The 25,007-nt window shown below is 61.5% G+C and carries 19 protein-coding genes; 17 read left to right on the plus strand and 2 right to left on the minus strand.

Features of this window, described 5'->3' with window-relative positions; all coding sequences use genetic code 11:
- Positions 1-144 precede the first annotated feature (144 nt).
- The 15 genes from glnE to KW841_RS11210 all read left to right on the plus strand — a co-directional run bounded on the left by glnE (position 145) and on the right by KW841_RS11210 (position 18,321).
- The gene (gene glnE, locus KW841_RS11140; protein WP_218475947.1) at positions 145-3,084 is read left to right on the plus strand and encodes a bifunctional [glutamate--ammonia ligase]-adenylyl-L-tyrosine phosphorylase/[glutamate--ammonia-ligase] adenylyltransferase; all 2,940 of its coding nucleotides are present in this window, start codon (positions 145-147) and stop codon (positions 3,082-3,084) included.
- 307 nt (positions 3,085-3,391) lie between these two features.
- Positions 3,392-4,426, plus strand: a complete 1,035-nt coding sequence (waaF, locus tag KW841_RS11145) for a lipopolysaccharide heptosyltransferase II (protein ID WP_218475951.1) — start codon at positions 3,392-3,394, stop codon at positions 4,424-4,426.
- Position 4,427: 1 nt separating this feature from the next.
- The gene (waaC, locus tag KW841_RS11150) at positions 4,428-5,489 is read left to right on the plus strand and encodes a lipopolysaccharide heptosyltransferase I (protein ID WP_218475953.1); all 1,062 of its coding nucleotides are present in this window, start codon (positions 4,428-4,430) and stop codon (positions 5,487-5,489) included.
- A complete protein-coding gene (locus tag KW841_RS11155) occupies positions 5,489-6,613 on the plus strand; it encodes a glycosyltransferase family 4 protein (RefSeq protein ID WP_218475955.1) in 1,125 nt (374 codons plus the stop codon). The genes waaC and KW841_RS11155 overlap by 1 nt, the downstream gene beginning before the upstream one ends.
- Positions 6,610-7,416 (plus strand): lipopolysaccharide core heptose(I) kinase RfaP, encoded by an 807-nt coding sequence (gene rfaP, locus KW841_RS11160; RefSeq protein WP_007971806.1) that lies wholly within the window; start codon positions 6,610-6,612, stop codon positions 7,414-7,416. Before KW841_RS11155 ends, rfaP begins: the two co-directional genes overlap by 4 nt.
- Positions 7,416-8,150 carry a lipopolysaccharide kinase InaA family protein gene (locus KW841_RS11165; protein ID WP_218475957.1) on the plus strand — a complete coding sequence of 245 codons (735 nt, stop codon included), beginning with the start codon at positions 7,416-7,418 and terminating at the stop codon, positions 8,148-8,150. The genes rfaP and KW841_RS11165 overlap by 1 nt, the downstream gene beginning before the upstream one ends.
- Complete coding sequence (locus KW841_RS11170; protein WP_218475959.1) at positions 8,147-8,899, plus strand: lipopolysaccharide kinase InaA family protein; 753 nt, start codon at positions 8,147-8,149, stop codon at positions 8,897-8,899. Before KW841_RS11165 ends, KW841_RS11170 begins: the two co-directional genes overlap by 4 nt.
- On the plus strand, positions 8,899-10,350 hold the full coding sequence (locus KW841_RS11175) for a lipopolysaccharide kinase InaA family protein (protein ID WP_218475961.1): 1,452 nt from the start codon (positions 8,899-8,901) through the stop codon (positions 10,348-10,350). The genes KW841_RS11170 and KW841_RS11175 overlap by 1 nt, the downstream gene beginning before the upstream one ends.
- A gap of 219 nt (positions 10,351-10,569) precedes the next feature.
- Complete coding sequence (locus KW841_RS11180; protein ID WP_218475963.1) at positions 10,570-10,905, plus strand: YceK/YidQ family lipoprotein; 336 nt, start codon at positions 10,570-10,572, stop codon at positions 10,903-10,905.
- Positions 10,906-11,070: 165 nt separating this feature from the next.
- Entirely contained in the window at positions 11,071-12,828 is a 1,758-nt protein-coding gene (locus KW841_RS11185; protein ID WP_007996581.1) for a carbamoyltransferase, read from the plus strand.
- Positions 12,812-13,942 (plus strand): glycosyltransferase, encoded by a 1,131-nt coding sequence (locus KW841_RS11190; protein WP_218475965.1) that lies wholly within the window; start codon positions 12,812-12,814, stop codon positions 13,940-13,942. Before KW841_RS11185 ends, KW841_RS11190 begins: the two co-directional genes overlap by 17 nt.
- A complete protein-coding gene (locus tag KW841_RS11195; protein WP_218475967.1) occupies positions 13,942-14,838 on the plus strand; it encodes an antimicrobial resistance protein Mig-14 in 897 nt (298 codons plus the stop codon). The genes KW841_RS11190 and KW841_RS11195 overlap by 1 nt, the downstream gene beginning before the upstream one ends.
- Positions 14,839-14,846: 8 nt before the next feature.
- The gene (locus KW841_RS11200) at positions 14,847-16,289 is read left to right on the plus strand and encodes a PIG-L deacetylase family protein (RefSeq protein WP_218475969.1); all 1,443 of its coding nucleotides are present in this window, start codon (positions 14,847-14,849) and stop codon (positions 16,287-16,289) included.
- Complete coding sequence (locus tag KW841_RS11205; protein ID WP_218475972.1) at positions 16,286-17,440, plus strand: glycosyltransferase family 4 protein; 1,155 nt, start codon at positions 16,286-16,288, stop codon at positions 17,438-17,440. The genes KW841_RS11200 and KW841_RS11205 overlap by 4 nt, the downstream gene beginning before the upstream one ends.
- Entirely contained in the window at positions 17,437-18,321 is an 885-nt protein-coding gene (locus KW841_RS11210) for a glycosyltransferase (protein ID WP_102698633.1), read from the plus strand. The genes KW841_RS11205 and KW841_RS11210 overlap by 4 nt, the downstream gene beginning before the upstream one ends.
- Positions 18,322-18,402: 81 nt before the next feature.
- On the opposite strand, the gene KW841_RS11215 is transcribed toward KW841_RS11210, so the two are convergent.
- Positions 18,403-20,268 (minus strand): bifunctional O-antigen ligase/aminoglycoside phosphotransferase family protein, encoded by a 1,866-nt coding sequence (locus tag KW841_RS11215; RefSeq protein ID WP_218475974.1) that lies wholly within the window; start codon positions 20,266-20,268, stop codon positions 18,403-18,405.
- 154 nt (positions 20,269-20,422) lie between these two features.
- On the opposite strand from KW841_RS11215, the gene msbA reads away from it, so the two are divergent.
- A complete protein-coding gene (gene msbA, locus KW841_RS11220; protein ID WP_218475977.1) occupies positions 20,423-22,225 on the plus strand; it encodes a lipid A export permease/ATP-binding protein MsbA in 1,803 nt (600 codons plus the stop codon).
- A gap of 177 nt (positions 22,226-22,402) precedes the next feature.
- The gene (gene hldE / locus KW841_RS11225) at positions 22,403-23,827 is read left to right on the plus strand and encodes a bifunctional D-glycero-beta-D-manno-heptose-7-phosphate kinase/D-glycero-beta-D-manno-heptose 1-phosphate adenylyltransferase HldE (RefSeq protein WP_218475980.1); all 1,425 of its coding nucleotides are present in this window, start codon (positions 22,403-22,405) and stop codon (positions 23,825-23,827) included.
- Positions 23,828-24,009: 182 nt separating this feature from the next.
- On the opposite strand, the gene KW841_RS11230 is transcribed toward hldE, so the two are convergent.
- Positions 24,010-24,975 carry a metal ABC transporter ATPase gene (locus tag KW841_RS11230; protein WP_218475982.1) on the minus strand — a complete coding sequence of 322 codons (966 nt, stop codon included), beginning with the start codon at positions 24,973-24,975 and terminating at the stop codon, positions 24,010-24,012.
- Between the last annotated feature and the right edge of the window lie 32 nt (positions 24,976-25,007).

Consider the following 25,007-nt stretch of genomic DNA (forward strand, 5'->3'; position numbering starts at 1 on the left):
AACTACAAAAGGTAAAAGCTTGATGCTGGCTGCCAAAATAAAAGAAATTTCAGCTATTTCTAACTTTTGTTCGACACTCCTTCAGGTAGTGGGTTTTCGCAAACCACTACATGCAGTCCGTTGTACGCCGATCAAGGATAGACCATGAGCCTCCCTTCGCTTGCCGAACTGCCTGCCATTCTCCAGCCGTTTGTCACCCGCGCCGAGCAGTCGTTCCGGGCTGCCGTCGCCACTCTGGACGATGATCACGGGCTGTCTGCCTGGTCGCCAGAGCGCTGGGCGCAATTTGCCCGCGTCACCGCCGCCAGCGATTTCGTGATTGAACAGTCTGTTCGTGACCCTTTGATGTTGCTGCAGCTGGTGCAGTCCGGTGAGCTGGACCGCAGCTACGCGCCCGGTGAATTGTGCGCGCAGATCGCGGCCGCCGTGAGCACGGCCGAGACCGACGATCTGCTGGGCCGTGCCCTGCGCCGCCAGCGCGCGCGCCATCAGGTGCGGATCATCTGGCGCGACCTGACCCGCCAGGCCGATTTGATCCAGACCTGCCGCGACCTCTCGGACATGGCCGATGCCAGCATCGATCAGGCCTATCAGTGGTTGTACGTGCGGCATTGCCAGCAGTTCGGCGTGCCGACCGGGCGGCGCAGTGGCGAGCCGCAGCAGATGGTCATCCTCGGCATGGGCAAGCTTGGCGCTGTGGAGTTGAACCTGTCGTCGGACATCGACTTGATTTTCGCCTATCCGGAGGGCGGCGAAACCGTCGGTGTGAAACGCGCGCTGGATAACCAGGAGTTCTTCATTCGTCTGGGCCAGCGGCTGATCAAGGCCCTGGACCCGATGACCGTCGACGGCTTTGTGTTCCGCGTCGACATGCGCTTGCGCCCCTACGGTTCGGCGGGCGCGCTGGTGCTGAGCTTCAATGCGCTGGAGCAGTATTACCAGGACCAGGGTCGCGACTGGGAACGCTACGCGATGATCAAGTCGCGGGTGGTGGCCGGCGACCAGATGGCTGGCGCGCAACTGCAAGAGATGCTGCGGCCGTTCGTTTACCGGCGTTACCTGGACTTCTCGGCCATCGAAGCGCTGCGCACCATGAAGCAGTTGATCCAGCAGGAAGTGCGGCGCAAGGGTATGGCCGACAACATCAAGCTCGGCTCTGGCGGCATTCGTGAAGTCGAGTTCATTGCCCAGGCGTTCCAGCTGATCCACGGCGGCCGCGACCTGAGCTTGCAGCAGCGCCCACTATTAAAGGTGCTGAGCACTCTGGAAGGTCAGGGTTATCTGCCGCCGGCCGTGATCAGCGAGCTGCGTGAAGGCTACGAATTCCTGCGTTACACCGAACACGCGATTCAGGCGATCGCTGACCGCCAGACGCAAATGTTGCCCGATGGCGAGCAGGATCAGGCGCGCATTGCCTTTATGCTGGGCTTCGCCAACTGGACGGCGTTCCACGAACAACTGATGTACTGGCGTGGCCGCGTAGCCTGGCACTTCGGGCAGGTGATCGCCGATCCCGACGAAGAGCAGGGTGCCGAAAGCGAAGTGGTGGTCGGCGGCGAGTGGTTGCCGCTGTGGGAAGAGGCTCAGGACGATGAGGCCGCTTGCCGTCAACTGGAAGAGGGTGGTTTCAAGGACGCGCCCAAGGCCCTGAAAGCCTTGGCCGGCTTGCGCAGCAGTCCGCAATTGCGGGCGATGCAGCGTCTGGGGCGCGAACGTCTCGATGCGTTTATTCCGCGTTTGCTGGCGCAGGCCGTGGAGCATGCCAATCCGGATCTGGTGCTGGAACGCGTGTTGCCGCTGGTTGAAGCCGTGGCCCGTCGCTCCGCGTACCTGGTGCTGCTGACCGAGAACCCTGGCGCCTTGCGGCGTTTGCTGACGCTGTGCGCCGCGAGCCCGTGGATCGCCGAGCAAATCACCCGTTTCCCGCTGCTGCTCGATGAATTGCTCAACGAAGGTCGACTGTTCAAGCCGCCACTGGCACCAGAACTGGCCGCCGAGTTGCGCGAGCGCCTGACGCGGATTCCCGAGGACGACCTCGAACAGCAAATGGAAGCGCTGCGTCACTTCAAACTGGCGCACCGCTTGCGGGTGGCCGCTTCGGAAATCGCCGGCAGCCTGCCGCTGATGAAAGTCAGCGACTACCTGACCTGGCTCGCCGAAGCGATTCTGGAACAGGTGCTCGCACTGGCCTGGCGACAGACCGTGGCCAAGTACGGCACGCCCCTGCGCACCGATGGCACCTTGTGCGATCCCGGCTTCATCATTGTCGGTTATGGGAAAGTCGGCGGCCTGGAACTCGGGCATGGTTCGGACCTGGACCTGGTGTTCATCCACGACGGTGATCCGCAAGCTGAAACCGATGGGCCAAAACCCATCGACGGCGCGCAATTTTTCACCCGGCTGGGGCAGCGGATCATTCACCTGCTGACGGCGCAGACCAACTCCGGGCAGTTGTATGAAGTGGATATGCGTCTGCGGCCGTCCGGTGCGTCAGGTTTGCTGGTGAGTTCTTTGGGGGCGTTTGCCCGTTATCAGGAGAACGAAGCCTGGACCTGGGAGCATCAGGCGCTGGTGCGGGCGCGGGTGTTGGTGGGCAGTCAGGACGTCGGCCAGGCCTTCGAGAAAGTCCGCGCCGCGATATTGGGCAAGACGCGTGATTTGCCGACTCTGCGCCAGGAGGTCAGCGAGATGCGCGCCAAGATGCGCGATAACCTCGGCAGCAAGAGCACGGCGGCCGGCACCGGGGCAAATGCCTTCGAAGCCACGGCGCCGTTCGATATCAAGCAGGACGCCGGAGGTATCGTCGATATTGAATTTATGGTGCAATACGCGGCCCTGGCGTGGTCCGAAACACACCCGCCATTGCTGCGCTGGACCGATAACATCCGCATTCTGGAAGAGCTGGAGCACGAAGGGCTGATGCCCGTCGAAGATGCCAGCCTGTTGCGTGAAGCGTATAAAGCGTACCGTTCCGCCGCCCACCGACAGGCTCTGCAGAAGAACCCGGGGGTGATACCGGCCGACCAGTTCACGGACGAACGGCAGCAGGTCATGCGGATCTGGCGTGAGCTGGGGCTAAACTGACACGGGATTTTTGATACGCCCGATACCCCTGTGGGAGCGAGCTTGCTCGCGATAGCGGAGGCACAGTCACCATTGATGTTCGGATGTGACGCCCTCATCGCGGGCAAGCCCGCTCCCACAGTAGATCTGCAGTGTCATGCCGATCGAAGTACACCAATACCCAATGTGGGAGCGAGCCTGCTCGCGATAGCGGAGTGACAGTCGACAGCAATGTTGAAGGTGATGACCCATCGCAAGCCAGCATGCTCCCGCAGAGATTCTCGAGGCGGGGAGGCGTAGGCCTCCCCGGTTCGTTTATGGAAACCACATGAAAATTCTGATCGTTGGGCCCAGTTGGGTCGGTGACATGGTGATGGCGCAGACACTTTTCCAGTGTCTCAAGCAACGCCACCCGCAGTGCGAAATCGACGTGCTGGCCCCCGAGTGGAGCCGGCCGATTCTTGAGCGCATGCCCGAAGTTCGCCAGGCCTTGAGCTTTCCGCTCGGTCATGGCGTACTGGAGTTGGCGACGCGCCGGCGCATCGGCAAATCCCTGGCCGGCCAGTACGACCAGGCGATCCTGTTGCCCAATTCCCTGAAGTCGGCGCTGGTGCCGTTCTTTGCCGGCATCCCGAAACGCACCGGCTGGCGTGGCGAATTTCGCTATGGCCTGCTCAATGACGTGCGCACGCTGGATAAGGATCGTTATCCGCTGATGATCGAGCGCTTCATGGCCCTGGCCTTCGAGCCGGGCGTCGAGTTGCCGAAACCCTATCCGTGTCCGACGCTGCAGATCGACCCGGTCACCCGCGAGGCGGCACTGGCCAAGTTCGGCCTGACCCTCGACCGTCCGGTGTTGGCCCTGTGCCCCGGCGCCGAGTTTGGCGAGTCCAAGCGCTGGCCGTCCGAGCATTACGCCAAGGTCGCCGAAACGAAGATCCGTGAAGGCTGGCAAGTCTGGCTGTTCGGTTCGAAAAACGACCACGCCGTGGGTGAAGACATCCGCGCGCGGCTGATTCCCGGTCTGCGTGAAGAGTCAGTGAACCTCAGTGGCGGCACCTCGCTGGCCGAAGCCATCGACCTGCTGTCCTGTGCCGATTCGGTGGTGTCCAACGACTCCGGCCTGATGCACGTCGCCGCCGCGCTGAACCGCCCGCTGGTCGCGGTCTACGGCTCGACGTCGCCGGGTTTCACGCCACCGTTGGCCGAGCACGTGGAAATCGTACGCCTGGGCATCGAGTGCAGCCCGTGCTTCGATCGCACCTGCCGTTTCGGCCATTACAACTGCCTGCGCCAACTCATGCCGCAGGCCGTGAACGAAGCCTTGCAGCGGTTGCAAGGCACTGTGGTCGAGGTCAAATAGCTTGCGGGTTCTGTTGATCAAGACATCTTCGCTGGGCGACGTCATTCATGCGTTGCCGGCGTTGACCGATGCGGCGCGGGCGATTCCCGGCATCAAATTCGACTGGGTGGTGGAAGAAGGCTTTGCCGAAATCCCGACCTGGCATCCGGCGGTGGGCAAGGTGATTCCGGTGGCGATCCGTCGCTGGCGCAATAACATCTGGCAGACCATCAAGAGCGGTGAGTGGAAGCGCTTCAAGCAAAGCGTTCGCGCCACGAAGTACGACTTGGTGATCGACGCCCAGGGCTTGCTGAAAAGCGCCTGGCTGACCCGTTACGTCAAGGCGCCGGTGGCCGGCCTCGATAAAAGCTCGGCGCGCGAACCCATCGCTGCGCGCTTTTACAATCGACGTCTGGCCGTTGCCCGCGGGCAGCACGCGGTGGAGCGAGTGCGTCAGTTGTTCGCCATCGCGTTGGGCTATGACTTGCCCAAAGGCATGGGTGACTACGGTCTGAATGTCGAGCGCCTGGTGGAATTGCCGCGCAAGAATCCGTACGTGGTGTTTCTGCATGGTACTACCTGGGACACCAAGCACTGGCCTGAAGCTTACTGGCGCGAGCTGACCGAACGGGTCGGCTACCTTGGCGTCGGGGTCAAGTTGCCTTGGGGCAATGCGCAGGAGAAAGCCCGGGCCGAGCGCATCGCTGCCGGTTTCAAACACGCCGAAGTGTTGCCCAAATTGAACCTGGCCGGTGTCGGCAAGGTGCTGGCCGGCGCGCAAGCCTGCGTGGCGGTGGATACCGGCCTGGGCCATCTGGCCGCCGCGCTGGATGTGCCGACGCTATCGCTGTTTGGTCCGACCAATCCGGGCCTGACCGGCGCCTACGGCAAAGTGCAGATTCACCTGGCCAGCGACTTCCCGTGTGCGCCGTGCCTGCAAAAGAAATGCACCTATCAACCGACGGCCGAAGATGCCCGTCAATTTGACCTGAAACGCGAGTGGCCGTTGTGCTTCACGCGTCTGAACCCCGAGCGTGTCGCCAGCCGACTGAGCACGTTGTTAATGGCTGAGGAGCTGCGCTGATGCAATTGGCATTTGTCCTGTACAAATATTTTCCGTTTGGCGGCTTGCAGCGCGACTTCATGCGCATTGCCCTGGAGTGCCAGAAGCGCGGCCATCAGATTCGCGTCTACACGCTGATCTGGGAGGGCGACGTTCCGCCGGGCTTCGAAGTGCTGGTGGCGCCGGTCAAGGCGTTCTTCAACCATCGACGCAACGAAAAGCTCAGCGAGTGGATGGAGGCCGACCTGGCCAAGCGCCCGGTCGACCGCCTGATCGGCTTCAACAAGATGCCGGGCCTGGACGTCTACTACGCCGCCGACGGCTGCTTCGAAGACAAGGCGCAGAACCTGCGCAACTCGCTGTATCGCCGTTGGGGTCGCTATCGCCACTTCGCCGAATACGAGCGCGCGGTGTTCGCCAAAGAGGCGAAGACCGAAGTGTTGATGATTTCCGAAGTCCAGCAACCGCTGTTCATCAAGCATTACGGCACGCCGCTGGAGCGTTTCCACCTGCTGCCACCGGGTATCGCCCAGGACCGTCGCCGGCCGGCCGATGCCGATGACATTCGCGCCGGGTTCCGTGCCGAATTCGACCTCAAGGACGACGAACTGCTGCTGGTGCAGATCGGCTCCGGGTTCAAGACCAAGGGCGTCGACCGCAGCCTCAAGGCACTGGCGGCATTGCCTGCCGAGCTGAGGAAGCGCACCCGGCTGTTTGTAATTGGCCAGGATGACCCCAAGTTATTCCAGATGCAGAGTGCGACATTGGGGTTGGGTGACAACGTTACGTTCCTCAAGGGGCGCAGCGATATCCCGCGCTTCCTGTTGGGTGCCGATCTGTTGATCCACCCGGCGTACAACGAAAATACCGGCACCGTGCTGCTCGAAGCACTGGTGGCCGGCTTGCCGGTGTTGGTGAGCGCGGTGTGCGGTTACGCCCATTACATCGCTGAGGCCGATGCGGGCCTGGTGCTGGACGAGCCCTTCGATCAGGCGCAGCTGACGCAATACCTGACCGGCATGTTGAACGACGCTCAAGCAAGGGCGGCCTGGAGCCGCAATGGTCTGGCCTTCGCCGAAACGGCCGACCTCTACAGCATGCCGCAACACGCGGCCGATGTGATTCTGGCGGAGCACGCTAAATGAAGTTGATGCTGGCTGAACCGTTCAAGAGCCTCTGGGCCGGACGCGACCCGTTCGCCGAAGTCGAGGGGCTCAAGGGCGAGGTGTACCGCGAGCTGGAAGCACGCCGGACATTGCGCACGGAAGTCGACGGCAACGGGTTTTTCGTGAAAATCCACCGTGGCATCGGCTGGGGCGAAATCTTCAAGAACCTGCTTACTGCCAAGCTCCCGGTACTGGGAGCTGGCCAGGAATGGAAGGCGATTCAGCGCCTGCAGGAAGCCGGCGTGCCGACCATGACCGCCGTCGCGTATGGCGAGAAGGGCAGTAACCCGGCCGACCAGCACTCGTTCATCGTTACCGAAGAGTTGGCGCCCACCGTCAGCCTCGAAGACTTCAGCATCAACTGGGTCAAGCAGCCGCCCGAGCCAAAACTCAAGCGCGCGCTGATCGCCGAAGTCGCACGTATGACCGGCATGATGCACCGCGCCGGGGTCAATCACCGCGACTGCTACATCTGCCATTTCCTGCTGCACACCGACAAACCGGTGACCGCTGACGACTTCAAGCTTTCGGTGATCGACCTGCACCGCGCCCAGACCCGTCCGGCGATCACCTCGCGCTGGCGCAACAAGGATCTGGCCGCCCTGTACTTTTCTGCCCTGGACATCGGCCTGACCCGCCGCGACAAACTGCGTTTTCTCAAGGGCTATTTCCAGCAGCCGCTGCGGCAGATCCTGAGCGAAGAAGCCGGGCTGCTGAGCTGGCTCGATGGCAAGGCCAACAAGCTCTACGAGCGTAAACAGCGATACGGGGATGCGCTCTGATGTCGGGTTGGAAACTGGAGCCGGCCTACAGCGATCTGGCAAAGGACTTTGGCAGCCTTGAGGCGGTGTTTGCACTTCAGGGCGAGCAGTTGACCAAGGACCTGCTCTCCGAGGTCATTCGCGTTCAGCGCAATGGCGTCAACTATTACGTCAAGCGCTACGTGGGTGCCGGCAAAGGCTTGCGGCGTTACCTCGGTAAGCCTCGGGTGAAGATGGAGTGGCAGAACCTCAAGCGCTTCGCCAAGTGGGGCATCCCCACGGCCGAAGTAGTGGCCTGGGGGCTGGAACGTCGCGGTGCGGCCTACGCTCGCGGCGCGATGATTACCCGGGAACTACCGCGTACCGAAGACTTGTCGGCACTGGCCGAGCGCCGCGATCCGAAACTGTCGGATCGCGCCTGGGTCGATGCCGTCAGTCGTCAGTTGGCCCAGTACACCCGGACCATGCACGACCACCGCTTCACCCATAATGATCTGAAGTGGCGCAACCTGCTGATCGACGACGAGGCCCGACTGTTTCTGATCGATTGCCCCAATGGCGATTTCTGGCGCGGTTTCTGGCTCAAGTACCGTATCACCAAGGATCTGGCGTGCCTGGACAAGGTCGCCAAGTATCAATTGTCGGCTACCCAGCGCCTGCGCTTTTACCTGCAATACCGCAACCGGACCCGGCTCAACGCTGCGGACAAGAAACGCATCCGGCACGTGGTGAGATTTTTCGAGGGACGCGAATGACTGATTTCCTGGCCGCTGAAGATCGTGCGCTGCTTGAGCGCCATGGTCTCGGCACGTTCGAGGCGCTCTGGGCCAAACAGCTCGATGCGGTGGACGAACCCAACACCGGTCGCGGCGGCTGGAGCAGTGTGTTTCGGCTGGATCTGGAAGGTCATGGCTACTACCTCAAGCGGCAAAGCAACTACCTGACCCGCACCTTGCGCGCGCCGTTCGGTGAGCCGAGTTTTGCCCGCGAGTTTCGCAACATCTCCCGTTACCGGAAGATGGGCATTCCAGCGCTGGAAGCGGTGTTCTACGGTCAGCGCAAGGTCAATGGCGAAGTCCGCGCGATCCTGCTGACCCGCGCCCTGGACGGTTGGGACGACCTCGACTCGCTGTTGCGGCGCTGGGCTCAATTGAGCCCTGAGCAGCACTCGGAGATCCTCAAGGCCAGTGGCGAACTGGCCCGGCAACTGCACGCGGCACGCCAGGTGCACGGGTGTTTCTATCCCAAACACATTTTCATGCGTGCCACCGGCCACGGCTACCAGGCTCAATTGATCGACCTGGAAAAGACCCGGCCGCTGCTGTACGGGCAGCGTGACCGCATCAAGGACCTGGAACCGCTGACGCGCCGCGCGCCCGAGTGGGGCGAATCGCAGCTGCGGCAATTGCTGGCGGCCTATCTGGATCAGCCGCAGGACAGCTCGCTGATCGACAGCTGGCTGCAGCGCTTGACCGCACGGCGCAGCCAAAAGGGGCCACGTTAATGCGTTTGTCCGAATTGAAATCCGCTGGCCGCCATCCGGCGTTGCCGCTGAGCGTTTCGCTGGCCGATGCCGCCGGCCCCGCCGATTTGCAACTGTTGAGCCTGTTGCGGGTATTGCCGGGGCAGCGTTATGTCGGTGCCGGTGTCTGGCGTGGCCGGCCGGTGTTGGCCAAGTTGCTGGTCGGCAGCAAGGCTGCACGACATTTTCAGCGTGAACTGGACGGCGTGCGCCTGCTCTCCGCCCAGGGCCTGACCACGCCGCAGTTGTTGGCCGACGGCCTGAAAGACGGCGAGGGTGGCTGGCTGCTGTTTGATTTCCTTGAGCATGCCGAAAGCCTGGGCGACACCTGGAAGCAGGTTGAGCAGCAGCCCGTACTGTCCGATGGACAAGGGGCGGTGCTGGCCGAGGCGTTGGGGGCGATCGGTCAGATGCATCGCAGGGGCCTGTGGCAGGAAGACCTGCACCTGGACAATCTGCTGCGCCAGGGTGGCCGCCTGTACCTGATCGATGGTGCCGGTATCTGCAGCGAGACGCCTGGCCAGCCGCTGTCGCGGCAGAAAGTCCTGGAAAACCTCGGGGTGTTCTTCGCCCAGTTGCCGAAGTCGATCGAGCCCTTCATTGAAGAGTTGCTGGTGTATTACCTGCTCAGTAACGGCGAGCACGCCTTGCCCATGGAGGCGCTGCAGAAGCAGATCGACAAGGTCCGCAACTGGCGTCTCAAGGACTACCTGATCAAGGTCGGCCGCGAGTGCACGCTGTTCAGCGTCCAGCGCGGGGCCTTCGGACTGCGGGCGATTCGCCGCGAGGAAGAGGCGTCGATGGTACCGGTGCTGGAGCAGGCCGATGCCTTGCTCGACCAGGGGCATCTGTACAAGACCGGCGGTGCGGCGAGTGTTGGCAAAGTCGAGGTGGATGGCCGCACGCTGGTGATCAAACGCTACAACATCAAGGGTTTTGCCCACTGGCTCAAGCGTTTCTGGCGCCCGAGCCGGGCCTGGCATTCATGGCGCGAAGGCAATCGCCTGGCGTTCCTCGGGATTGCCACGCCCAAGCCGCTGGCGTTGCTGGAGAAGCGTTTCCTGTGGCTGCGCAGCCGGGCGTACCTGATCACCGAGTATCTGCCGGGGCCGGACATCATCGAGCGTTTTGCGCCCTATGTTGAAAGCGGTGACGCACCGCAGGCCGAGCTGGCGGCGCTGGATCATCTGTTTGCCGAGCTGATTCGTTTGCGTATCAGTCATGGCGATTTCAAGGGCCATAACCTGTTCTGGCAGCAGGATCGTTGGGCGTTGATCGACCTCGACTCGATGTGCCAGCACGGCTCGCTCGGCAGTTATGCACCGGCATATGCGCGGGATCGCGCGCGGTTCATGCGTAACTGGCCTGAAGGCAGTGCTCTTTACCAGGTCATCGATCAGCGTCTTCCCAAAGATATCTCCAGCGCGGCCTGAATCGGACCTTCGGTCCTTTCGCGGGCAAGCCCGCTCCCACAGGGATTTCTGAGTGACCGGAACCTCTGTGGGAGCGGGCTTGCTCGCGAAGGGGCCGTAACAGCCAACCGAGAAAGCAGACAGGTTCTTGTGAACCGTCCTACGCGATCTTGGGAAGCCATGAACTGTGGCCGAAATCGCCCCGATGCTAGTTTGCCTGACGTTCTCGGAGGGCAGGCTGTGTCGATCAAAATGGCAGTTTCATCAGGTGTTTTATCCGTGTCGCTAATGGGCTGCGGGACCGCCGCTACGGTCCTCCAGGATGAAGCCGACGCCGCGCACGGGCTGCGCAGGCAAAAAACCTATTGTCAGTCCATTCCCCGGGTCTATAGCGGCCTCGCTTATGACTTCTGCGTACTGAACGCACCGCCCGACCCCACGGGTGTCCTCGTACCGCTCATTTTGCTCGACCTGGCCCTGTCCGGCGCACTGGACACCGCCGCTTTGCCCTACACGATTTACCGGCAGAGCGTGGACGGCAATATCCTTGTCTACTGGCGCCCTTCGAGCGGCTGAAAATACCCTGAGGTCCCCGCTGCAGTTGCTCGCCGCTTGCGGCTAGAGGCTAGCCGCCGCTTTTACGCTATAATCCCGCCCTTTAGCTGTCTCTCGCCCCTTGCGAGGGCACATTAATTTTTGAGGCGCTTGCGCCTGCATGCAGACTAAAGAGGCTAGACCCCTGTGGCATTGACGATTCTTGGCCTGTCCGGCGCCCTTAGCCATGATCCTTCCGCAGCCCTGTACATCGACGGCAAGCTGGTCGCGGCGGCTGAAGAGGAACGCTTCGTACGCGATAAACATGCAAAGAACCGCATGCCCTACGAATCGGCGAAATTCTGCCTGGAACAGGCTGGCATCAAGCCGTCCGATGTCGACGTGGTAGCGATCCCGTTCGCCCCGATCAGCCTGTTCGGCAAGGCCCGCTGGCAGTACGCCAAGCGCTACTGGTACGCCCCGGACCGTGCACTCGACGCGATCCTGATGGGCAACCGTCGCTACAAGCGCTATCGCAACAAGATCGTCTGGTGCCTGGAGCAACTGGGCTTTGATCCGAAGAAGATCAAGATCGAGCCGGTCGAACACCACCTGGCTCACGCCTCCAGCGCCTACCACTGCTCCGGTTTCAAAGAGAAAACCGCGATCCTGGGCATCGACGGCAAGGGCGAGTACGCCACGACCTTCTTCGGTTACGGCGAAAACGGCAAGATCCACAAGATCAAGGAGTTCTTCGATCCGGACTCCCTCGGCGGCCTGTACGGCGCGATCACCGAGTTTCTTGGTTTCGACATGCTCGACGGTGAGTTCAAGGTCATGGGCATGGCGCCGTACGGCGACGCCAGCAAATACGATTTCTCGCGCCTGGCTTCGTTCGAAAACGGCGAGCTGGTGATCAATACCGACTACGCCAACGTCATCGGCCTGCGTCGCTATAAAGAGAAGGGCAAGGGTTACTACTTCTCGCCGAAGCTGATCGAGTGGCTGGGTCCCAAGCGCGAAGGCGACATCGCCGACGAGCCTTACATCCACTACGCCGCCAGCATTCAAGCGCTGTTCGAGAAAATTGCGCTGCAGATGATCGACTACTACCTGGGCGACGTGCTTAAGGAAACCGGTAAGCTGGCCTACGCCGGTGGCTGTGCGTTGAACGTCAAGCTCAACCAGAAAATCATCGCTCGCGACGACGTCAAGGAGCTGTTCGTACAGCCGGCGTCCGGCGATGCCGGTACCGCAGTGGGCGCCGCAGCCTACGTGTCCCACGCCCGTGGCGTACCGGTGGAGAAGATGGAACACGTCTACCTCGGCCCGTCGTACAGCAACGAAGACGTGATTGCCGCCTGCGCCCGTCACGAGAACAAGCCGACCTGGCGCAAGCTCGACAACATGCCGGAGCAGATCGCCAAGATCATGGTCGATGGCAACCCGGTGGCCTGGTTCCAGGGCCGCATGGAGTTCGGTCCGCGTGCACTGGGCGGTCGTTCGATCATCGGTTGCCCGAGCGTGCCCGGCGTGGCCGATCGCATCAACCACCAGATCAAGTTCCGCGAGCGCTGGAGGCCTTTCTGCCCGTCGATGCTCGACACAGTGGCGCCGCAGATGATCAAGATCGATCACCCGGCTCCGTTCATGACCTTCACCTTCGAAGTGGCGGAAGAATGGAAGACCCGCGTGCCGGAAGTCGTCCACGAAGACGGCACCTCCCGCGCCCAGGTGCTCAAGCGCGAATACAACCCGCGCTACTACGACATGATGAAAGCGCTGGAAGTGCTCACCGGCAACGGCGTGTCGCTCAACACCTCGCTCAACCGTCGCGGTGAACCGATGATCTGCTCGCCGACTGACGCGCTGAACATGTTCTTCGGTTCGGATCTACAGTATCTGATCATGGAAGACATCCTGGTGGTCAAAGAGGGCGCAAACGCCTATGACACGTTCGGCTGAACGTCATGTGCTGCAGTTCTGCCACGGCTATGACGGGCCGTTCCTGGACTGCGCACGGCAGTACGCCAGCCTGTTCGCGGGGACTGGCTATCGCGTGACCACGGTGTTTCTCACCGGGGTTGCCGATGCCGAAGTCGCCGCGGGCTGCGCCTCCGACGAGGTGCTGTTCATGGAGTACAGTTCCAAGGCCATTCGTGGCCTGAAACTGGGCGCCATCGGCGATCTGCGCAAGATCGCCGCGTCGCGCAACTTCAGTTTCTGCATCGCTCATCGCTTCAAGCCTATCTATATCGCCCTGCTCGGTACGTCGTTGCCGGTCATTGGCGTGCACCACGGGTTTGAAGACTACAAGCGCGGTAGCCGCAAACTGTTCGCCCATATATTCCGCAAGCGTTTGAGCCTGCTCGGTGTGTCCGACGCGGTGCGCGACGACATGCGCAGTTGCCTGCCGAAGTGGCCGGCCTCGCGAATTCAGACGTTGTACAACCGCATCGACGTCGATGCCTTGCAAGCCACCCAGGTGTCGGCTCGCGAGGCCCGGGAAACCCTCGGGCTGGCGGCGGATGCCTGGATTGTCGGCAACGTCGGACGCCTGCATCCGGACAAGGACCAGGCCACGCTGCTCGATGGTTTCGCCGAAGCATTGCCGCAGTTGCCGGCCAACAGCCAGTTGGTGATTCTCGGCAAGGGGCGCCTGGAGGAGGACCTCAAGGCTCAGGCCCGCGAGCTGGGTATCGGTGACCGGGTGCTGTTCCTCGGCCAGGTACCGGATGCGCGCAATTATTTCCGGGCCTTCGATGTGTTTGCCCTGAGTTCCGATCACGAACCGTTCGGCATGGTGCTGCTGGAGGCCATGGCCGCCGGCGTACCCTTGCTCGCCACGGCGTGCGGCGGAGCGAAAGAAGTGGTCGAGGGCGTGGGCATCCTGTTCCCGTTGGGCGATGCCGGACATCTGGCCCAAGGACTGCAACACCTGGCTGCCATGGATGATCAGCAACGCCGGCAGTGTGCCGAGATGATGCTCGAGCGCTTGCGCGAACGCTTTTCCGACCGCGCGGTGCGCGATGCTTTCTGGCACTTGCCGCACGTTACCGAACTGGCACAGAGGGGCTGATGCTCAACCGATTTCAAGGCTGGCGCGAGCGTGGCTGGGCGGTAGTCGACGCCTCGATTTACGCCGAAACCTGGCAGCGTTATGGCGGCAGCGTCGCGACTCATCCCATGGTGGTCGAGCGCCTGGCGCAACTGGCCGACATCCCGGTGCGTTACCTGGCCTGGATACAGGGTGATGAGGTCAAGGCGGCGATCCCGACCTGGGGGCGCGACCTGGCCTTGTCCAAGGACGTGCTCAAGCGTCGCGGCAAGAAAGGCCTGTTCGACCTGGGCAACGCCGAGATCATCCTGCCGGCCGCGGCCGATGCCCAGGCGGCTTTGCGCCATCGCGGGCGCTATCTGTCGGCGTTGAACGAGGGGCGCTTCACCGGCATCCGGTTGCAGACCGAGCAACTGGCCATGGCTCGTACCCCCGAAGAGCTGTCGAAGAAGTTTCGCTACAACCAGCGCCGCGAATTGCGCCTGCTGGAAGAGGCCGGGGGCGTGGTGCGGCCGGTGTCCGAATTTTCCAGCTTTGATCTGTCAGCGATTTATTGCGACCTGTTCCAGCGCCGCTGGGGTTTCCCGGCGACAGGTGCCGAACGCATGGCCGAGGTCATCGAGTTGCTGCGCGAGTTGCTGATCGGTTCGGTAATTTTCCTCAACGATGCGCCGATTGCGATTCAATTGGTGTACCGCGTCGAAACCCCGCAGTGGATCAGCGTCGAGTACATCAACGGCGGGGTCGATCCCGAGACTCGCGAGTTCAGCCCCGGCAGTGTGCTGAGTTTTCTCAATACGCAAAGCGCTTGGGAGCATGCCCGGGCGCAGGACAAGCCGTTGCGTTTTTCTTTCGGTCGCGCCGACCGTGAATACAAGGATCGCTGGTGCAACCCTGTGCCGGTCTTCACCGTATGAGCCAAGCCATGAGCCGCAAACAGCAACTGCTCAAGCGCCATCGGCGCACTAAACGCATCGGCCTGTTGATCGCGCTGGTGCTGTTGATCGTCATCGGTGTACTGGTGGCCTGGTGGTTGCCGCTGGTGCTGGCGGTACTGGGCTGGATTGCCCATGAAGCCTGGTTTGCCGACCATCTGTTCTACTCGCCGAAAGACGATTATCAGTACAGCTTTCCCCCGTACACGCCACAGCCCAAGGTGCACCTGAGCGGTGAACACTTGCGGCTGGACGAGGGTGTGATGCTGGTCGACGACGCGACGCTGGTACTGGCCCTGCGGGTAAAAAGCACCTGGCTGGGTCGTTTTTTCGATCCGGTGGTCGAGTTGGCGGGGGGCGAAAACCCTGACCGACAAACCTTCGAACGGGGCGTAAACGGCCTGCGTTACCTCAATCTCAGTGGTCAGGCTCAGGCCCTGTCCCGTGGTGACCTGCGCTTGCGCGGGCGTTTCTGTCGGGTGTTCGGCGAGCCGGTGCTGTGGGCGCTGGAACATCCGGATTACCGGCGTCAGCGGGTGATGGTCATCGCGCCCCACGCCGATGACGCCGAGCTGGCAGCCTACGGTTTGTACAGCCAGGCCGACGAAACCTGGATCGTCACGCTGACTGCCGGTGAAATCGAAGCCGAACACTATCGGCAGATGGGCCTGAACAAGGTCGATGCGGCCCGCTTGAAAGGCCGCCTGCGCACATGGGACAGCATTGCCGTACCGCGTTGGGCCGGTGTGCCCGAGGCCCGCTGCGTACAACTGGGTTATTTCTGCCTGCAACTGGCGAGCATGCAGGCCGCGCCTGGCGTGCCGGCGGGATCGCGGGAAGCCGACCTGAGTGATACCCGACTATTTCGCCAGCTGAATCCGTTCACGCTGCCAGGCGATGCCGATGGCGCGCCGACCTGGAACAATCTGCTGGCCGATCTGCGCGAATTGCTGCTACGGGCCCGGCCCGAGGTCATCGTGCTGCCGCATCCGACGCTGGATCCGCACCCCGATCATATCTGCGCCCAGGCGGCAGTCCTCGAGGCCTTGCAAGGCCTGGACTGGCAACCGACCACGCTGTTGGGCTACGCCAACCACCTGCACGACAACGACCGTTGGCCGATGGGCGATAGCGGTGACGGCATCGCCTTGCCGCCGGCCTTCGATTCCGTCCAGCCGATGCAGCCTTATTGCCTGCCGATGCCGCTGGAGCAACAGCGGGACAAGGCCATGGCGTTGGGCATGATGCACGACCTGCAGCCGCCGATGCCGTTCAAGCGCCGCTTGCGTCGCGTGATCCAGCGGTTGTTGGCCGGTCGGGTGCCGCCCACTTATGGCGAGAACGAATTCTTTCGCAAGGCCGTGCGGCGCCACGAGCTTTTGTGGTCGATCAAGCACACACCAGGCAATGTTTCTCAGCGGGGAGAGTTATGAGTCAGCGGTCAAAGGTCCTGCAACTGCAGCCTGACTACAACGTCAAAGCCCATGATTTCGCCGACCTCGCGGAGCAAATCGTCAAGGCCCTGCCCACCGATCGATATGAAGTGACCGCCGCGTTTCTGCGGGGCAAACCCGGGCCGGGCGAAGCGGTGAGCCGGGCCGATCGTTCGGTGTACTTCGAGTTTTCCGACAAGTCCCTCAAGGGCATGCGCCTGCGGGCGATGTGGCAGCTGTACAAGTTCTGCCGCCGGGAAAAATTCGATGTGGTGATCTGCAACCGCTTCAAGCCGGTGAACATGATGCTGGCGCTCAACCGCTGGTTGAAAGTGCCGTTGTGCATTGGCATTTCCCACGGCTTCGGCGAGTACGACCGTTTTTACCGACGCCGCCAGACCCAGCGCCTCATCGATCGTCACTGGCGTTTCGTCGGCGTGTCGCCAGCGGTCAAGCAGTATCTGCTGGACTGCGACTGTGGCTTCACCGGCCAGAATACCTATGCCATCACCAACGCCATCGACATCGAGCAGGCCGAGGCTTTGCAGCACAGCCGCGAGAAGGCCCGTGAAATGCTCGGCATCGATCCGTCGGTACGGCTGATCGGTGCACTGGGGCGGCTGGTGCCGGTCAAGGGTCATATCTATTTGTTGCAGGCCTTTGCCGCGCTCAAGGACAAATACCCGAATACCCAGCTGGCGATCATCGGTGCCGGTCGCGAAGAGTCGCGCCTGGCCGCGGAGATCGACCGTCTCGGCCTCGGCGGTCGCGCCCATTTGCTGGGGTTCAAGGACATTGCCCTGCAGTACATTCGCGCTTTCGACATCTGGACCATGCCGTCCCTGGCCGAGGGCCTCGGGTTGGCGCTGCTGGAAGGCATGAGCGGGCATTTGCCGGTGATTGCCTCGAACGTGCCGGCCATGTTGCCGCTCATCGAGGGGGCCGGTGGCCTGGCGATTACGCCCAAGGATGTGCCGACGCTGCAGGCTGCGCTGGACACTTACCTCGGGCTGTCGGATGACGAACTCAAGGCCAAGGGCGAGCAGTCTTTCCGTTATCTGCAACAACACCATGACATCGAGGAGTTCCGTCGCGAATACCTCAATCTGATCGACTCCGGCCTGGAACAGGCCCGCAAGGAACAGCCATGAACGACGCGCAACCCATCGTCACGGTCATTATCGCGTCGTACAACCACGGCCCCTACATCGAGCAGAGCATTCTCAGCGTCCTCAACCAGACCTATCGGAACATTGAGTTGCTGGTGGTCGACGATGGTTCGAAGGATGACAGCGTCGAGCGGATCAAGGCGTTGCAGGCCACCCATGGCTTCGACTTTCGGGTCCAGGAAAACCAGGGGCTGACCAACACCCTCAATGGAGCGATTGCCCGGGCAAAGGGCAGCCTGATCGTGCCGTTCGGTTCGGATGACATCATGTTGCCGGAGCGAATCGCCATCCAGGTCGCGCATATGGACGGCAAGCCCGAGGTCGGCATTTGCGCCGGCAACATCGAGCTGATCGATGCCGACGGCAACCTCTACCCGGAGAAGCGCCAGCGCCGGGATGTGCCGTTCCGTCGCCTGGATTTCGATGACATGTTCCTGGAGCGCAAGCCCTATCCTCCGGCACCCACCCTGATGATCCGGCGTGAAGCACTGGAGAAGGTGGGCGGTTTCGACCCGACCATTCGCCTGGAAGATTTGCTGATCGAGTTGAAGGTGACCCATGCCGGTTACTTCATCGATGGTCTGAACGTGTTGATGGCGCGCTATCGCAAGCACGCCACCAACTCCTACAAGAACCACCGCTTCATGATCGACAGCATCCTGCGCACCTACGCGCTCTTCAGCGATCACCCGCTGTATGACGAGGTGCGCTACAAGTTTCTCAATTCCATGTTCCTCAAGACCGCCAACCGTGATCGCAAGCTGGCGCGTGAGTTGCTGGCGCAGATTCCCTTCAAGGCCTGGAACAAGAAAACCTGGCGTGGGTTGGGGCGGATGTATTTCTCTCGGCTGGAGAAAGACTGAGACAGGGGCTGGAGGCTTTGCCCGGCGCGATCGCGATAACCGGCCGGTAGGCCGTCATCGCGATCAGCGGGCTGGTTTGCGTCATCGGTGAGCCTGGGCCGAGGGGCTCCCGGCCAGCACTTGCCTGTGCAAATTATCCACGTCGGCTTTCGAGGCCACCGCGGCGTATCCCTGTAGCAGGGCTTCGAAGTGATCCTCGAACAGCCAATGCCGATCTACTGTGTAGCGCTGCATGTGGCGCAGATTGCGCCGACGCAGGGAAGGGCTCAATGATGACGGGTAGATTCGCAGGTCGGCCAGGTCGATCAGGCCGAACTCGCCGTCCTGCAGCACCAGCACATTGCCCAGGTGCAGGGAGCGGAAGTAGATCCCTTTGTGATGCAGTTGAGCCATGAACTTGCCGAAGCGCTCCACCAGTGCCTGGCGTACCGCCGGGGCGGTGATGCCTTGCAGGATCTGGCGTAGCGTGTTGCCCGGCAACGGCGAGTAGTGCACTGCGGTGCTGCCGTCTTCGAACCGGTAGAGATTGAGGATTTGCGGGGTCGGAATACCCATGCCGCGCAGTTGCACACTGTTGACGGCAAAACGATCGGAATAGGGCGTGAAACTGCCCGAGGTATACCAGCGGCGACGGCGGAACAGCTTGAGAAAGCTGCCGTCGGTCAGGCGCAGGACTTTGGGACCCAAACCGTCTTCTTCGATGACCCGGGCATCGGTAATCAGTTGCTGCAGGGCACTCGGCGTCACGGCCATGATCGGTGTGTCCAGCAGGCGTCTGGCGCGCTGATTGATGCTCAATGCGGCAACCAGCGCCAGGGGGATCCACAGCAGGAACCAGTGCTCCTTGGGGCGCGAGATAATCCCGCCACCTTCAGTCAGGCCCGCGCCGATACCGAAGGCCAGCCAGGCCGAGGCAATGATGAACAGCGGTTGCACGCGATGACGCCAGCTTCTGATGAGGCCCCACGCGTGGAAAAACAGCCATGGCAGCAGACCGATAATGCCGACGTAGTAAAGCACGCCGAGGGCAAAGCTATGGGGCTCCTCAAGGGTGTAGCCGACGCCTGGGTCCAGGGCCAGATCGGCGTTGTAGCCATGTCCGATCCACGGATGTTCAGCGATCCGGTCCAGGGTCAATTGCCAGAGCTCGATACGGAAGGAGCTGCCTCGCTCAATGATTTTGTCCGCAAACAGCGCGAACGTCGCCGTTCCGGCAATGAACAGGGAGCCAAGCAGAACGACCGAGCGTCGGTTCCAGGAGATGAGGCACAGCCATAGCGCCGCCAGCGTCAATGCAACCAATGGGGTCCTGGAACCGGTGGCCAGCACGGCGGCGAACATGATCGCCATCGCCGGTATGCTCAACCAGAGTACCTGGCGTCGCTTGCAGGTCATGCTCAGGCTCAGCCAATAGGTACAGAAAAAGCCGAAGACGTGGGAGCTGAGCAGTGGATTGTCGAACGCGCCGACTCCGATCATGCGCATTTCCGGCTGGTAGATCAGGCCGAACCGGTACAGGTTGTAGGCCGAGGTGATCAGCGCCACCGTTGCGGCGCAGAACAGCAGCGGCTGGATGATTTCGCTGCGATAGCGCACCAGCAGGTAGCAGCCAACGAACAGCATCAGGGTATGCAGTGGCGGTTTGAACTGACCGAAGTCTATTTCGTCGCCCGGGCCCCAGCCCAGGCTGAGCATCGCCCAAGCGACAAACAGCAGGACTGCGATGATGATCGGTTCGTACAGCAGTTCCTTGGCGAGCCGCGGACGCAAGCACAGTGCAATCAGTGCCGGAATGCTGAACAGGCCATAGTAGAGCTTGTGGAGCACGCTGCGTCCGGGCAGGAAAAACAGGGCGCAAAGCAACAATAAGTAACCGAGTGGAAGGATCCACAAACAAATGAAATCGAAGGTTCTATTGGACGTGCTGTTCAAAGCGTTTAATTGCATGCTGAGTAACTTATTCCTGAATTGAGCGACCGTACCCAGGCAGGGGCAGCGGGTGGCTATTTGACGCGCCACAATACACAGACTTTATGCGATTGCCAGAACCCTGGGGAAGCTGTGCTAAAGTCAGCGTCCTTTTCATCGACATTCGCGTGATATGACCGACTCCAGTCTCTCCGCAAGCCCATCAAGCTTGAAAATCTACTTCCGTCTGCTCGGCTATGTCCGGCCGTATATCAGCCTGTTCCTGATCAGCATCGTCGGTTTTCTGATTTTCGCTTCGACGCAGCCAATGCTGGGCTACATCCTCAAGTACTTCGTCGACGGTCTATCCAATCCTGAAGCGGCGCTGTTTCCAACCGTGCCTTACCTGCGCGACCTGCAACTGCTGCAGGCGGTGCCGTTGCTGATCATCCTGATCGCCGCGTGGCAGGGGCTGGGGTCGTACCTGGGCAACTACTTCCTGGCCAAGGTTTCCCTGGGCCTGGTCCATGACTTGCGGGTCCAGCTGTTCAACAACCTGCTGGTGTTGCCGAACCGTTATTTCGACAAGCATAACTCGGGGCACCTGATTTCACGTATCACCTTCAACGTGACCATGGTCACGGGGGCGGCAACAGATGCGATCAAGGTCGTAATTCGTGAAGGCATGACGGTGGTCTTCCTGTTTGCCTCGCTGTTGTTCATGAACTGGCGCCTGACGCTAGTGATGGTCGCCATCCTTCCGCTGATTGCCATCATGGTGCGCACGGCCAGCAAGAAATTCCGCAAGCAGAGCAAGAAAATCCAGCTGGCCATGGGCGACGTGACGCACGTGGCGTCCGAAACGATTCAGGGCTATCGCGTGGTGCGCAGCTTCGGCGGTGAAAAGTACGAAGAGAAACGCTTCTTCGACGCCAGCCAGGGCAATACCGACAAGCAATTGCGCATGACCCGCACCGGTGCCATCTATACGCCGCTGCTGCAACTGGTGATCTACACCGCCATGGCCGTGCTGATGTTCCTGGTGCTGTTCCTGCGTGGTGATGCGTCCGCCGGCGACATGGTGGCCTACATCACCCTGGCCGGCCTGCTGCCCAAGCCGATTCGCCAGCTGTCTGAAGTCAGCTCGACCATCCAGAAAGGTGTGGCCGGTGCTGAAAGTATCTTCGAGCAACTGGATGTCGAGCCTGAAGTCGATACCGGTACCGTCGAGCGTGATGTCGTCAGCGGTCGCCTGGAAGTGCGCAACCTCAGCTTTACCTACCCTGACACCGAGCGTCAGGTGCTCAATGACATCAGTTTCTCGGTCGAACCCGGGCAAATGGTGGCGCTGGTGGGGCGTTCGGGCAGCGGCAAGTCGACCCTGGCCAACCTGATTCCGCGTTTCTATCACCACGACAAGGGCGAAATCCTCATCGATGGCGTCGAAGTGGAACAGTACAAGCTGTTGAACCTGCGTCGGCATATCGCCCAGGTGACTCAACACGTGACACTGTTCAGCGACACGGTGGCCAACAACATCGCCTATGGCGACCTGGCCGGGGCGCCCCGTGAAGACATCGAAAAAGCGGCCAAAGATGCCTACGCGATGGACTTCATTGCTCAATTGCCCGAAGGCCTGGATACCCAGGTCGGGGAAAACGGCGTGTTGCTCTCCGGTGGCCAGCGTCAGCGCCTGGCGATTGCCCGGGCGCTGTTGAAGAATGCCCCGCTGCTGATTCTCGACGAGGCGACTTCGGCACTCGATACCGAGTCAGAGCGGCATATCCAGGCTGCCCTGGATCAGGTCATGAAAGGTCGCACCACGCTGGTGATCGCTCACCGCTTGTCGACCATTGAGAAGGCCGACCTGATCCTGGTCATGGATCAGGGGAAAATCGTCGAGCGCGGCACCCACGAGCAACTGCTGGCGCAAAACGGCTACTACTCGCGCCTCAACGCGATGGGCCTCGACGCCCCGGCCGAAGACATCGCCTGACCCTGAAAGGGCGAGCCTGGCTCGCCCTTTCGTGCCGGTGCCGTCGCCTGACGGTTTTTTTTGCTCGAAAAATGAGCAAAAACACCCGGCAAATCATCCCGTTGCAGCCACCGCACAAGCCGACGCCAACCCTGTGTTAATATCGCGCCCCTGTTCATTCTGTATGTGGGTTGCACCATGAAGTTGTCCATGCCGCGATTCGATCAAGCCCCTGTCTTGGTGGTCGGCGATGTCATGCTCGACCGTTACTGGCATGGTGGTACCTCACGGATTTCCCCTGAGGCGCCGGTGCCGGTGGTCAAGGTCGATCACATCGAGGACCGTCCGGGTGGCGCTGCCAACGTTGCCTTGAACATTGCCGCCCTGGGGGCTCCCGCCTCGCTGGTCGGTGTAACCGGCGACGATGAAGCTGCCAATAGCCTGGTCAACAGCCTCAAGGGCGCTGGCGTGCGAGCCATCTTCCAGCGCATTGCGCACCAGCCGACCATCGTCAAGCTGCGAGTCATGAGTCGTCACCAGCAACTGCTGCGTATCGACTTCGAAGAACCTTTCGCCACCGACGCGCTGGCGCTGGCCGCGCAGGTCGACGAGTTGCTCGAAGGCATCAAGGTGCTGGTGCTGTCCGACTACGGCAAAGGCGCACTGAAAAATCATCAGGCACTGATCCAGGCCGCCCGTGCCCGCGGCATTCCGGTGCTGGCCGATCCAAAGGGCAAGGATTTTTCGATCTACCGTGGCGCAAGCCTGATCACGCCAAACCTCAACGAATTCGAAACCATCGTCGGTGGTTGCGCCGATGAACACGAGCTGGTCAACAAGGGCGCGCAACTGATGCACGACCTGGACCTCGGTGCCTTGCTGGTGACCCGTGGCGAGCACGGCATGACCTTGCTGCGTCCGGATCATCCGGCGCTGCACTTGCCGGCCCGTGCCCGCGAAGTGTTCGACGTGACCGGTGCCGGCGATACAGTGATTTCCACCCTGGCAGCAGCGATTGCCGCGGGTGAAGAACTGCCTCACGCCGTGGCCCTGGCCAACCTGGCGGCCGGTATCGTGGTCGGCAAGCTCGGTACGGCGGCCATCAGTGCGCCGGAACTGCGTCGCGCGATTCAACGCGCGGAGGGTTCCGAACGCGGTGTGCTGGGTCTTGAGCAACTGCTGCTTGCGGTCGATGATGCCCGCGCGCATAACGAGCGGATTGTCTTCACCAACGGTTGCTTCGACATCCTGCATGCCGGCCACGTGACCTATCTGGAACAGGCGCGGGCCCAGGGCGATCGCCTGATCGTCGCGATCAACGACGACGCATCGGTCAGCCGCCTGAAAGGGCCGGGCCGTCCAATCAATAGTGTCGACCGGCGCATGGCGGTGCTGGCCGGGTTGGGCGCGGTGGACTGGGTCATCAGTTTCCCGGAAGGTACCCCGGAAAACCTGCTGAGCGCGATCAAGCCGGACGTGCTGGTCAAGGGTGGCGACTACGGGATCGACCAGGTAGTCGGCGCGGACATCGTGACGGCCTACGGCGGTACCGTGAAAGTGCTGGGCCTGGTGGAAAACAGCTCGACCACGGCGATTGTCGAGAAGATCCGCAAGTCTGAATAAGGCTCGGGCTTGTTGTGGCGAGGGGGCTTTCTGTGGCGAGGGGGCTTGCCCCCGTTCGGCTGCGCAGCAGCCGTAAAATGGCTGGATGCGATAAACCTGAAAAACCGCGCTGTATGGTTTTGGGGGCGCTTCGCGCCCCAACGGGGGCAAGCCCCCTCGCCACAAAAGCCCGCCAGTCTTTGCTATCGTGCCGCCTTGCGCGGCACGATTTTCTTCAGCAGCAGCTTGGCCTTCCCGCGCAACCGCGCCAAACCCGAATCCTTCCCCGGCGGGGTCAACCCCTGCTGCCTCACCCAGTCCTTCCAGCGGATTCGCTCATCGCGCACCAGCCAGCCTTCCTGTCGGGCAAAGCTCTCGGCCAGGTACAGGCCGCGCGTGCTGGCCGGGTACAGTTGATCCTTTTTCAGGGTGTAGAGCTCAGCCATCGGGTGGCCGTCCTGCAAGGGCATCAAGTACAGGTCGGGGCGCTTGCGATCGAGACGGGCGACGAGTTGATCGCCTTCCAACCTTTCATCGACATGGAACAGACTCAGGGATTTGGCTTCCTTGGGAACGTCCAGGCGCAGGTCGTAAATCAATTGCAGCGACGCCGTCGGCAAATGCACGTAAGCCCGCGGACGCTCCATCAACGTCAGGTTGGCGCAACGCACTGGCCGCGCCGAGCCGGACAATGGCGACAAGCGAAACGGCAAGGCTTCGCGGTAATGCAGGGCGGCCGAGTAGGGCGCCGGCAGCCAGGTGTCATTGAACCGGCCACCGAGCCAGCCTTCCGGGGTTTCCAGCAGGCATTCTTCGGCAATCTCCTGGATCGCCGTGTGCAGGGGGAGGTTCAGTTCGTGGGCCGGCACGTAACCGGAGATCAGCTTGAGCACCACGTCGCCACGGTCCTGCCGACGCTGACGCACCAGCACCCAGTAGTCGCGATTCTGCCAATGCAGGGTCAGGCGCACCGAGACCCCGAGATTGGCCAGTTCCAGGGCAAATCGTTCGCTGTCGCCGACCGTGACCGGCCGACGACGTTGCAGGGTCTGGGAGAAATTCAGCGGCCTGCCGACGCTCTGGTAGCTCAGGCCTTCAGGAGTCGCTTCGACGAATAACGGCAGGGTCTTGAAGTTGCTCGGGTTCTTTCTGATGAGCGTGCGCGACATGTCGGCTCCTGCTTAAGGCCGCGTGAGCGGCG

The sequence above is a fragment of the Pseudomonas sp. PDM28 genome (assembly GCF_019219115.1).
GTDB lineage: Bacteria > Pseudomonadota > Gammaproteobacteria > Pseudomonadales > Pseudomonadaceae > Aquipseudomonas > Aquipseudomonas laurylsulfatiphila.